This window comes from Rhodococcus quanlei (assembly GCF_055231015.1).
In genome coordinates this window covers 86307-97954 of sequence record NZ_JBUYWD010000003.1, presented here as the reverse complement: position 1 = coordinate 97954, position 11648 = coordinate 86307, and the positions used below count along the sequence as shown (strand labels likewise).

General features: G+C 65.3%; 11 protein-coding genes. 4 read left to right on the top strand and 7 right to left on the bottom strand.

Annotated features, from left to right (window positions below; translation table 11 throughout):
* Positions 1–6: 6 nt before the first annotated feature.
* The 6 genes from ACZI8Q_RS02300 to ACZI8Q_RS02275 form a co-directional block, all read right to left on the bottom strand.
* The gene (locus ACZI8Q_RS02300) at positions 7–894 is read right to left on the bottom strand and encodes a universal stress protein (protein ID WP_463371881.1); all 888 of its coding nucleotides are present in this window, start codon (positions 892–894) and stop codon (positions 7–9) included.
* Between the two features lie 166 nt (positions 895–1060).
* Positions 1061–1837 carry a sirohydrochlorin chelatase gene (locus ACZI8Q_RS02295; RefSeq protein WP_463371880.1) on the bottom strand — a complete coding sequence of 259 codons (777 nt, stop codon included), beginning with the start codon at positions 1835–1837 and terminating at the stop codon, positions 1061–1063.
* 7 nt (positions 1838–1844) lie between these two features.
* Positions 1845–3167 carry a sulfate adenylyltransferase subunit 1 gene (locus ACZI8Q_RS02290; RefSeq protein ID WP_463371879.1) on the bottom strand — a complete coding sequence of 441 codons (1323 nt, stop codon included), beginning with the start codon at positions 3165–3167 and terminating at the stop codon, positions 1845–1847.
* Positions 3168–3169: 2 nt separating this feature from the next.
* Positions 3170–4126, bottom strand: coding sequence for a sulfate adenylyltransferase subunit CysD (gene cysD, locus ACZI8Q_RS02285; protein ID WP_463371878.1), 957 nt, complete (start codon positions 4124–4126; stop codon positions 3170–3172).
* Positions 4123–4863 (bottom strand): phosphoadenylyl-sulfate reductase, encoded by a 741-nt coding sequence (locus ACZI8Q_RS02280; RefSeq protein ID WP_463371877.1) that lies wholly within the window; start codon positions 4861–4863, stop codon positions 4123–4125. The genes cysD and ACZI8Q_RS02280 overlap by 4 nt, the downstream gene beginning before the upstream one ends.
* Positions 4860–6569: a nitrite/sulfite reductase gene (locus tag ACZI8Q_RS02275; RefSeq protein ID WP_463371876.1), complete on the bottom strand. Its 1710-nt coding sequence runs from the start codon at positions 6567–6569 to the stop codon at positions 4860–4862. Before ACZI8Q_RS02275 ends, ACZI8Q_RS02280 begins: the two co-directional genes overlap by 4 nt.
* Before the next feature lie 356 nt (positions 6570–6925).
* On the opposite strand from ACZI8Q_RS02275, the gene hemW reads away from it, so the two are divergent.
* Positions 6926–8119 carry a radical SAM family heme chaperone HemW gene (hemW, locus tag ACZI8Q_RS02270; RefSeq protein ID WP_463371875.1) on the top strand — a complete coding sequence of 398 codons (1194 nt, stop codon included), beginning with the start codon at positions 6926–6928 and terminating at the stop codon, positions 8117–8119.
* A gap of 3 nt (positions 8120–8122) precedes the next feature.
* On the opposite strand, the gene ACZI8Q_RS02265 is transcribed toward hemW, so the two are convergent.
* Complete coding sequence (locus tag ACZI8Q_RS02265; protein ID WP_463371874.1) at positions 8123–8440, bottom strand: type II toxin-antitoxin system VapB family antitoxin; 318 nt, start codon at positions 8438–8440, stop codon at positions 8123–8125.
* Between the two features lie 137 nt (positions 8441–8577).
* Between ACZI8Q_RS02265 and hrcA the strand changes: the two genes are divergently transcribed.
* The 3 genes from hrcA (at position 8578) to ACZI8Q_RS02250 (ending at position 11621) form a co-directional block, all read left to right on the top strand.
* A complete protein-coding gene (gene hrcA, locus ACZI8Q_RS02260) occupies positions 8578–9621 on the top strand; it encodes a heat-inducible transcriptional repressor HrcA (RefSeq protein ID WP_463371873.1) in 1044 nt (347 codons plus the stop codon).
* An 80-nt stretch (positions 9622–9701) separates the two neighbouring features.
* Entirely contained in the window at positions 9702–10856 is a 1155-nt protein-coding gene (gene dnaJ, locus ACZI8Q_RS02255; protein WP_463371872.1) for a molecular chaperone DnaJ, read from the top strand.
* Between the two features lie 3 nt (positions 10857–10859).
* Positions 10860–11621: a 16S rRNA (uracil(1498)-N(3))-methyltransferase gene (locus ACZI8Q_RS02250; RefSeq protein WP_463371871.1), complete on the top strand. Its 762-nt coding sequence runs from the start codon at positions 10860–10862 to the stop codon at positions 11619–11621.
* Positions 11622–11648: the final 27 nt, after the last annotated feature.

Here is an 11648-nt window from a genome sequence, read left to right as displayed (position 1 = left end):
GATGTGTCAGCCCTCTCTGCAGATCAACACCGGGCACCACGCGCGGTGAATGAGTGCCTGACTCGTAGAGCCCACCACGGAGGCCATGAACGGATTGCGGCCGTGGCTTCCTACGGCGACCATTCGCGCCTCGGCGGAGTGTTCCAGAAGAATGCGCATCGGGCCGCCGCGCTGAACACTGTGGGTGACCTCGACATCGGGGTATTTTTCGCTCCACCCGGCAAGTGCTTCTGCAAGCACGGCGTGCTCGTGCTGCTCGTGGGGGCCCCAGTCGATGAAGCGCCGTGCCTCCGAGTATCCGCCCAGTGAAGAGTGCTCGGACCAGGTGTGCACGGCGATGAGCGGTGCCCCGAAGAACGCGGCGAACTCGAAGGCGTGGGCCACAGCCATGTCGCTGAGGTCGCTGCCGTCCACACCGACGACGATCGGACGTCGGTCCTGGTCGGCGGGCACTGCAGGTCCGCGCCAGACCACGACGGGGCATTTGGCGTGATTCGCGATGCGGACCACGTTGGAGCCGACGAACACCGACTGCATCTCGGTTGTTTCCGCTGGGCCGAGTACCAGCATCCGGGCGGTGCGTGACATCTCGACCAGCGCTTTCGCCGGAGGCCCTTGCCGGATTCGCCGTTCGAGGGTGACGTTCGCGGCACCGTCGCGGATTGCGGTCTCGGCGGCGTCGAGGAACGCGTGGCTGTTCGGGTGTGCGTCTCGTGTCGCGACTTCGTCGTCTCCGTGTGAGGCGAGATCGGTGTTTCCGCGAACCACATGGGTCAGATGGACGGGTTCGCCGAACCGTTCGGCTGCCGTAGCCGCCCATCTTGCAGCCTCGAGTGCGCTGTCCGATCCATCGATGCCCGCCACGATCCCGTGTCGAACCGGTGCTGTCGTCATGATCGTCTCTCCTAGCCTTGCTTCCAGTCTGAAGCAGACAGGAAGCTCTGCGCTAGTGAAACGAAAGGTCCGCACCCGACGAATGTCACACGGCTTCTACTCCGTCGAACGGCTGTGACATTCGTCGGGGGAGGGTGGTCAGACGGTGGCGGCGGGGTGAGGCAGGTCAGGCAGATCGGGTGAGCAGGTGCGGGTGAGGGCTGACCGCTACGGATTCCGCGTACCGATCGAGTACGACGTCGACGAGGTTGCCGTGGGCCCCGATCGGAGGTGCGAACACCGCGTCGGGTGCCGTTTCACGGGCCGCACGACCGAGTCGGTCGGTGAGCAGTCCGGGGGCGAGGAACCAGGGTGCGATCACGATTCGTTCGGCACCCGCGTCGCGCAGTCGCAACATGGCCTCGGATATGTGCGGCTCGCTCGCGGTTGCGAAGCAGGTCTGCACTCCGACCCAATTCGTTCCGTGACCGAGAGTGGCTCCGAGACGCAGGGTACGGTCGTTCGCGCATGCGTCCGACGAACCCACCGCAGCGAACGCAACGCCGACGGTGGAGTCGCTCTCGCCGAATCCGGTTTCGACGACGCGGTCACGGACGGCTGCGACCAGCCGCACGTCGTGGCCGAGGACGGGGGACTGCACGATGGTGAATCCCGGCTGCCGAACCCGAACACGGTCGAGGATCGCGGGCAGATCCACCCTGGCGTGGAACGCGTTCCCGAGCAGCAGCGGTACCACGGCCGCCGAGGTGTGACCTTCGGCAGCCAGCCCGTGCAGCACCTGTTCGACCGACGGCGCATTGAGGTCGAGGAAGCACAGCCGCACATCCAGATCCGGACGGCGACGGCGAACGGCCGCCACCGCAGCCGAGACCATCCGGGCACTCCGGGGATCACGGCTGCCGTGTGCGACGGCAACCATCGGTGTCGTCGCCGGTCCCATCATCGGGCGATCATGCCGGGGTGGGGTCACCGAGTTCGACAGCGGCAATGGCGTCGCCGACGAGTCCGGCGGCGAGGGTGTTGCCACCAGACGGGTCGATGAGGAGGAAACTGCCCGTGTGCCGGTTGACGGTGTAGTCGTCGGCAACGATCGGCTCGGCAACTCGGACAGAAATCTTGCCGATCTCGTTGAGCTCCAACGACTCCGGGCCCTGCACCGACGTGAGGTTCTGCTCGTCGAAGCGTTCGACCAGTCCGCCGACGATCGCCTGCGTGGTCCGGGTTCCGTGCTTGAGGAGCAGACGGGCGCCGGGGCGCAGTGATTTCTCGGCGAGCCAGCACACGGTCGCATCGAATTCGTCGATGGGAGTCGGTGCATCGGCGACGGACGTGATCGTGTCGCCGCGCGAGACGTCGACGTCGTCGCCGAGAACAAGCGTGACACTGCGACCGGCGTGAGCGGTGTCGAGTTCACCGTCCGCGGTGTCGATGCGGGTGACGGTGGTACGCACACCGGACGGCAGGACCACCACCTCGTCACCGGGAGCGACCTCGCCTGCTGCGATCTGGCCGGCGTACCCGCGGTAGTCCGGGAACTCGGCGGTGCGGGGACGAATCACGTACTGGACGGGGAAACGCAGTCCCACGCGGTGGGGTTCTGCGTCGACCGGCACAGACTCGAGGTGCTCGATGAGGGTCGGTCCGTCGTAGTAGGGGGTGTTCTCCGACCGAACGGCAACGTTGTCACCGTGCAGTGCCGACACCGGAATCTCGAGTACGTCCTCGGAGTTCCAACCGAGCGAGTTGGTGAGCGAGCCGAACTCGGCCGAGATATCGCGGAACACGGTTTCCGGGTCCTCGACGAGATCGATCTTGTTCACCGCGAGCACGAGTTTCGGGACACCGAGGAGGGCGAGCACCGCTGCATGCTTGCGAGTCTGCGAGATGACACCCTTGCGGGCATCGACAAGCAGGATCACGAGCTGTGCCGTGGACGCGCCCGACACCGTGTTGCGGGTGTACTGCACGTGTCCTGGGGTGTCCGCGAGGACGAAGGTCCGGCTCGGCGTCGCGAAGTAGCGGTACGCGACATCGATCGTGATGCCCTGTTCCCGCTCGGCCCGCAGACCGTCGACGAGCAGCGAAAGGTCGGGAGTGTCGAGGCCACGGTCGACGGATGCGCGAGTCACCGCGTCGATCTGATCGGCGAGAACCGACTTGGTGTCGTACAGCAGACGGCCGACGAGTGTGGACTTGCCGTCGTCGACGCTTCCTGCGGTCGCCAGTCGGAGTAGCTGTGCACCCTCGGCGAGCTGCGAATTGGTTTCGCTCATGATCAGAAGTAGCCCTCTCGCTTGCGGTCTTCCATGGCCGCTTCGGAAACTCGGTCGTCGCCACGGGTGGCGCCACGCTCGGTGAGACGCGATGCCGCAACTTCGGCGAGAATGGCCTCGTTGTCGGCGGCCTCGGACAGTACGGCGCCCGTGGTGGAGCCGTCGCCGACGGTGCGGTAACGCACGGACAGGGTCTGGAGCGCTTCACCCTCGGCAGGGCCGCCCCACACACCGGGCGTCATCCACATGCCGTCACGCTGATAGACCGGTCGCTGGTGGGCGTAGTAGATGCTGGCCAGTTCGACGTTCTCGCGGGCGATGTAGCGCCAGATGTCGAGTTCCGTGAAGTTGCTGAGCGGGAACACGCGCACCTGCTCGCCCGGAGAATGCTTGCCGTTGTACAGATTCCACAGCTCGGGACGCTGCTTCTTCGGATCCCACTGGCCGAACGCGTTGCGGAGGGAGAAGATGCGTTCCTTCGCGCGGGCACGCTCCTCGTCGCGCCGCGCGCCGCCGAACACGGCGTCGAAGCGGTTCTCGGAGATGGCGTCCAGCAGAGGAACCGTCTGCAGCGGATTGCGGATGCCGTCGGGGCGCTCGGTCAGGCGGCCGTCGGCGATGTAGTCCTCGACCTTCGCGACGTGCAGTCGCAGGTTGTACTTTTCTACGACGTGGTCGCGGAAGTCGAGCACTTCCTGCAGGTTGTGTCCGGTGTCCACGTGCAGCAGCGCGAACGGCAGCGGCGCTGGCCAGAATGCCTTGATCGCGAGGTGCAGTAGCACCGTGGAGTCCTTGCCTCCCGAGAACAGGATGACCGGGCGTTCGAACTCGCCGGCGACCTCACGGAAGATGTGGATCGCTTCGGACTCGAGTGCGTCGAGGGTGTCGAAGCGGTGTCCGCTCAGCCGTGCCACGGTTTCGGTGAGAGTGCTGTCGGTGAGTGTGGTGTCGATTGTCATGAGGCGTGCAACCCGCATTCTGTCTTGGCCTGACCGGCCCAGCGTCCGCTGCGCGGATCGCTGCCGGGGGCTGGCTTGCTGGTGCACGGAGCGCACCCGATGGACGGATAGCCTTCTTCGACGAGCGGATTCACCAGAATCGAGTGCTCGTCGATGTAGGCCTGCATCTCGTCGTCCGACCATGCCGCGATCGGATTGATCTTGACCAAACCGAATGCGTCGTCGAACGAGATCAGAGGAGCATTGGCACGTGTGGGCGATTCGACGCGGCGAATGCCGGTCACCCACGCCTGGTACCCGCTCAGTGTCTGCTTCAGTGGCGCAACCTTGCGCAGCGCGCAGCAGCGGTTCGGGTCGCGAGCGAACAGGTCCTTGCCTTCCGCGGCATCCTGCTGGGCGACGCTTGCCGCGGCGCGGGCGTTGATGACGTTGACTCCGTAGACCTGCTCGACGGCGTCACGCGTGCCGAGCGTTTCTGCGAAGTGGTACCCGGTGTCGAGAAAGAGCACGTCCACGCCCGGGTGAACCTGTGCGGCGAGATGGACCAGCACACCGTCCTGCATGTTGGACGCGACGATGTAGCCGCCACGGGCGTCTGCGGTGCCGGCGGATGCTGCTCCGAAAGTGTTCTCGGTCCACTGCAGGAGTTCCTGTGCCGAGGCGCCTGCCATTTCTTCGGCACCACGTTCTGCGAGTGCGCGCAGGTCGTCCTGGGTTGTTGTGGTGAGGTCTGTCATCGCAGGTCCTCCTCGTCTGCGCGGACGACCCACTGCGCGAATCGTTCGCGGTCGTCCTTGTTCTTGATGAAGTTGCGCACGATGCGTTCCACGTAGTCCGTGATCTCGTTTCCGAGGATCTTGTGCTGACGAAGCTTGCGGCCGAATGCGGTGTCGAATCCGAGGCTTCCGCCGAGATGAACCTGGAAGCCCTCGACGTGGTTGCCGTTACCGTCGTCGACGAGCATGCCCTTGAATCCGATGTCGGCGACCTGCGTGCGCGCGCACGAGTTCGGGCAGCCGTTGATGTTGATGGTGATCGGGACGTCGAGCTGCGAGTTCAGCTCCTCGAGACGCTTCTCGAGTTCCGGAACCAGTGCCTGTGAACGACTGCGAGTTTCGGTGAACGACAACTTGCAGTATTCGAGCCCCGTGCAGGCGATGAGGTTGCGTCGCCAGCGGGAGGGGCGGGACGTGAGGCCCACCGCCTCGAGGTCTGCATCCAGACCGGCGATCTTGTCCTCGGGAACGTCGACGACGATGAGCTTCTGGTAGGGCGTCAGACGAACGGAGTTGCTGCCGACCTTGTCCATCGAATCGGCGAGGGTGTCGAGGATCGTGCCCGACACGCGACCGGACACCGCGGAGAAACCGACGGCGTTGAGTCCGTTCTTGAGCTTGGTGACACCGACGTGATCGATGGGATGGGTGGGCGCAACGGGGGCGGGTCCGTCGATGAGCGGGCGCTTCAGGTACTCGGTCTCGAGTACCTCGCGGAACTTCTCGATGCCCCAGTCCTTGATCAGGAACTTGAGCCGAGCCTTCGAACGCAGACGCCGGTAGCCGTAGTCACGGAAGATCGCGACGACGCCTTCCCACACGTCGGGGACCTCGTCGAGTGGAATCCAGGCGCCGGTGCGCTTCGCGAGCATCGGGTTGGTGGACAGTCCGCCGCCGACCCACAGGTCGAATCCGGGGCCGTGTTCGGGGTGGTTCACGCCCACGAACGAGACGTCGTTGATTTCGTGCACCACATCCTGGAGGCCGGAGATGGCCGTCTTGAACTTGCGGGGCAGGTTGGAGTACTCGGGGTTACCGATGTAGCGGCGCTGGATCTCGGCCAGTGCGGGGCTGGCGTCGATGACCTCGTCGGGGGACAATCCGGCGAGCGGAGACCCGAGCATGCCGCGCGGGCAGTCACCGCATGCTTCCGTGGTCCGCAGGCCTACGGCCTCGAGCCGCCGCCAGATCTCCGGGATGTTTTCGATCTCGACCCAGTGCAGTTGGATGTTCTGCCGATCCGAGATGTCGGCGGTGTCGCGGGCGAACTCCTTGGAGATACCGGCGATGGTGCGGACCTGGTCTGTGTCGAGCTGGCCGCCGTCGGTGCGAATTCGCATCATGAAGTAGGAGGCCTCGAGGAGGTCGGCGTTGTCGTCGCCGGTCCAGGTGCCGTCGTAGCCCTGCTCGCGCTGGGTGTACAGACCCATCCAGCGGAATCGTCCGCGAAGGTCACCCTTGTCGATGCTGTCGAAGCCGGACTTCGAGTAGATGTCGAGGATGCGGCGACGCACGTTGAGTGGGTTGTCGTCCTTCTTGGACTGCTCGTTCGGATTGAGCGGCTCCCGGTAGCCGAGTGCCCACTGGCCTTCGGCGCGGCGCTTCACGGGCTTGGCGCTTCGCGTCCGTGCAGGCGCGGGCGCGGGGGCGTCGGTGGTCGACGTCATGGATTACTCCTGGATCTCACGATGCACCGGTCCGGGGCCGAGGAGGAGGGCTGTCCTGCCTCGGGGCATCCAAATCCGGCCGGATGTCGGGAAGAGCGTGACGGGCTGGAAGGGTGGTCTGCGCTGAATTTACCGCGCGCCGAGACGCTGACATGCGCAGCTGCAGACACGCTTGAGGTCGACATGGCGGCGTGCCACGAGTCGTACCCCAGGTCCAGTCATGGCAACGATTGTGCCACGTCAGATCGGTGAAACGAAGAGTGGGGACATATTTCCACCGATTTTGGGGGAAATGTCACACATAGGCGGTACGCGGGCATGGCAGAGGTGTGTCCGGAAGCTGGGACACTGGAGTCGTGAACGCAGTGAACACGCACGAATCGGAGTTTCGTCTACCCGCATCGGCGACCGACGGGGTGGGCTCGCGGCCGTTCGGCATCTACATCCATGTGCCGTTCTGTGCGACGCGATGCGGCTACTGCGATTTCAACACGTACACGGCCGGTGAACTCGGCACTTCGGCGTCGCCCGAATCGTGGATGGAGGGGTTGCGCCGTGAGTTGGCGGCAGCTGCCCAGATGACGGACTCCCCGACGGTGGACACCGTGTTCGTCGGTGGCGGGACACCCTCGTTGCTGGGCGGGGACGGTTTGTCGGACGTACTCGCCGCTGTCCGGACGCATTTTCCGCTGACGGACGCTACCGAGGTGACCACGGAGTCGAACCCGGAGTCGACGTCGCCCGAGTTCTTCGACGCACTGCGGTCCGGCGGATTCACTCGCGTCTCGCTCGGCATGCAGTCCGCTGCCCAGCACGTACTGCGGGTATTGGACCGCACGCACACGCCGGGGCGCGCGGTGGCGGCAGCGCGGGAAGCGCGTGCAGCCGGGTTCGCCCACGTGAACCTGGATCTCATCTACGGCACACCCGGCGAACGCGACGAAGACCTCGACGCCTCCCTGGACGCGGTGCTGGCCGCCGGAGTCGACCATGTATCGGCGTATGCGTTGATCGTGGAAGACGGAACTGCGCTGGCGCGAAAGGTTCGCAGGGGTGAGCTTCCCTCACCCGACGACGATGTGCTGGCCACCCGGTACGAGCGCATCGATGCTCGGTTGGGCGAGGCGGGCATGTCCTGGTACGAGGTGTCGAACTGGGCGCAGGGGACCGGCGGTGCATGCCGCCACAATCTCGGCTACTGGGATGGGGGCGACTGGTGGGGATTCGGTCCAGGCGCTCACAGTCACGTCGGTGGCGTGCGGTGGTGGAACGTCAAGCACCCCGCCCGGTATGCGGAGGAACTCGCGGCGGGCCGACTTCCCGTGGGCGGAAGTGAGACGCTCACCGCCGAGGACATTCACACCGAACGCGTGATGCTCACCGCCCGGCTGCGAACCGGGATTCCGTCGGGCGACCTGGCACCGGAAGAGGTGCAGGCTGCGGAACAACTGGTCGTCGATGGGCTTCTGATCCGCGGCGGGCAAGGATTTGTGCTGACCGATCGTGGGCGATTGCTCGCCGACGCAGTCGTCCGCTCCGTTCTCGCGTGAGCCTCAGCCGGTGATGATCCCCGGCATCTCGTCGTAGTCGAAGACGCGTGCATGCAGAACGACTCGATTTCGGAGCGCCGATCGGACTGCGCGATGCAATCCGTCTTCGAGGTACAACACGCCCTGCCATTGCACGGCGTGGGGAAAGAGATCGCCGTAGAACGTGGAATCCTCCGACAGCAGTCTGTCGAGTTCGAGCACTTTCGTGGTCGTCACTATCTCGTCGAGTCGTACCTGGCGCGGCGGAATCTTGGCCCAGTCGCGCAGCGACAGTCCGTGCTCGGGATACGGCTTGCCGTCCATCACGCCTTTGAAGATCATCGACTCCAGAGTAAGGCCTCGACCGGATGGCGGTCGGTCGGCGATTAGACTGGGTGCAGGCGACACGACCGCCGATGGTGGCGTGCGTGAAGGAGTCGCTGTCTGGGCGGTAGCAATCGGAAACGGAGGTGGTCAGCGTGTCGAGTACCGACGATCGACGTTTCGAGGTGCTGCGCGCGATCGTGGCCGATTACGTTTCCACGCAGGAACCGGTCGGGTCGAAAGTGCTCGTGGACCGCCACAATCTGGGTGTGTCGAGCGCCACTGTCCGGAACGACATGGCAGTGCTCGAGAACGAGGGATACATTGCTCAACCGCACACGAGTTCGGGTCGGGTCCCCACCGACAAGGGATACCGACTCTTCGTGGATCGGATTGCGGATGTGAAGCCCTTGTCGGGGGCGGAGCGGCGCGCAATTCTCGAGTTTCTCGAGAACGGAGTCGACCTCGACGATGTGCTGCGTCGCGGTGTGCGACTGCTGGCACAGCTCACCCGGCAGGTGGCGGTGGTCCAGTATCCGACGTTGTCGGCCTCGTCTGTCCGGCACCTCGAGGTGGTGGCGCTCACCCCGGCTCGTTTGCTGCTGGTGCTCATCACCGATTCGGGCCGTGTCGATCAGCGCATCGTCGAACTCGGGGATGTTCTCGACGACGAGGATCTGGTGCGTTTGCGGACTCTGCTGGGCGTCGCGCTCGAAGGCAAGCGGTTGGCCGCTGCGTCGATCGCCGTGTCCGAACTGGCGGACGAGGCGCCCGACGACTTGCGTGATGCGGTCATTCGGTCGGCGACGGTGTTGGTGGAAACGCTGGTGGAGCATCCCGAGGACCGACTGGTGCTCGGCGGTACCTCGAATCTGACCCGCAATGCGGCGGATTTCCCTGGAATCGGCGGATTCCCGGGCTCGCTTCGCTCCGTGCTCGAGGCGCTCGAAGAGCAAGTGGTCGTACTGAAGCTGTTGGCCGCCAGGCAGACGAGCGGACAGGTCACGGTGCAGATCGGCGAAGAAACCAAGGTCGAGCAGATGCGCGGAACGTCGGTCATCTCGACCGGCTACGGCGCTGCAGGGACCGTGCTGGGCGGTATGGGTGTGCTCGGACCCACTCGGATGGACTATCCGGGAACAATCGCCTCGGTCGCAGCCGTTGCGAAGTACGTCGGCGAGGTACTCGCCGAGCGGTAGCGTCGGTTCGGCGATGCGCCGACCGAAACCGAACAAGACGTGATCGAACCAAGTTGTAGAGAAGGACGAGAGAGACGAACGTGGCACGGGATTACTACGGAACGCTCGGCGTCGACCAGAAGGCGACCGACCAAGAGCTCAAGCGCGCGTACCGCAAGCTTGCCCGGGAACTGCATCCCGACGTCAACCCCGACGAGGCAGCACAGGTCCGGTTCCGCGAGATTTCGACCGCCTACGAGGTGTTGTCGGACCCTGAGAAGCGTCGCATCGTCGACCTCGGCGGCGACCCGCTCTCTTCGGGTGGCGGCGGAGGCGGAGCAGGCTTCGGCGGTGGCTTCGGTGGCGGCCTCGGTGACGTATTCGAGGCATTCTTCGGTGGTGGCGGCGGGGGAGCCGGTCGCGGACCTCGTGGCCGTGTGCAGCCCGGAGCGGACTCGTTGCTCCGCACCAAACTCACACTCGAAGAATGCGCCACGGGCGTCAGCAAACATGTCACCGTCGAGACTGCGGTCCTGTGCGACAGCTGCACGGGTGCGGGCACCAACGGCAACTCGAAGCCCATTCGCTGCGAGACGTGCAACGGTGCTGGTGAAGTGCAGTCGGTGCAGCGGTCGTTCCTCGGCCAGGTCATGACGTCACGGCCGTGCCCGACCTGTCGCGGCGCCGGCGAAACCATCCCGGATCCGTGCCACAAGTGCGCCGGTGACGGCCGCGTGCGGGCTCGCCGCGACATCACGGTGAAGGTTCCTGCGGGCGTGGCCGGCGGTATGCGTATCCGTCTTGCGGCGCAGGGGGAGGTCGGTCCGGGCGGTGGCCCTGCCGGCGATCTCTACGTCGAGGTCGTCGAGAAGCAGCATGAGGTGTTCGTCCGCGACGGCGAAGATCTGCATTTCACGGTTCGCGTACCGATGATCGACGCAGCTCTGGGTACGAAGGTCACCTTCGAGTCGATCATCGACGGACCCAAGGAGATCGAGGTCGAGCCGGGAACACAGCCCGGCGCTGTCACGATCGTGCGCGGCTTCGGTATGCCGAAGCTGCGGTCCGGTGTCCGAGGTGACGTCCATGCGCATCTCGACGTCGTGGTGCCCGCCAAGTTGGACAACAAGGAAGCCAAGCTTCTGCGGGAGCTCAAGGATCTGCGGGCGCGCGACGAAGCCGAGGTCGTCACCACCCAGTCGCAGCACACGGGTGGCCTGTTCTCGCGGTTGCGCGAAGCGTTCAGCGGACGCTGATCGGTGGCCGCGACGGTCTTCTACCTCGATCCGCTGCCGGAGGCCGGATCGGCTGCCGTCCTCGACGGTCCCGAGGGCAGGCACGCCGCGACGGTGAGAAGAACCGCCGTAGGCGAGCGTGTGGTGTTGTCGGACGGCCGGGGTGGCCTCGCTGATTCCGAAGTCACCGCAGCGGGCAAGGACCGTCTGGAATTGATCGTGCACACTGTGCGCCGAGTGTCCGTGCCGACGCCGAGGGTGACGTTGGTGCAGGCGCTACCCAAGGCCGATCGTTCCGAACTCGCGGTCGAACTGGCCACCGAGGCCGGTGTCGATGCGATCGTGCCGTGGCAGTCGTCGCGGTGCGTGGCGCGATGGGAGGGTCCCAAAATTGCGAAGGGCCTGGCCAGGTGGCGAAATGCCGCCAAGGCGGCTGCCAAGCAGTCGCGGCGGGCGATCGTTCCCGACATCGCCGACCTCCGTCGCACTGCCGACGTGGTGACGTTGGTTCGAGATGTGGTCGCCCGGGGAGGCACGGTCGCGGTGTTGCACGAGTCGGCGACGGTGTCGTTGACCTCGCTGCCACTCCGGGAGCTTTCCGAGCTGGTGCTCGTCGTCGGACCCGAGGGCGGGCTCTCCGACGACGAGGTGAACAAGCTTGCGCAGGCAGGTGCTTCTCCGGTCCTGTTGGGGCCGCAGGTACTGCGCACGTCTACTGCGGCGGCCGTAGCGCTCGGCGCGATCGGCGCATTGACTCACAGATGGGGGCACCCGCCGGTCGGCTGAGTCCGCCGCCTGTCATGACCAGGAAGG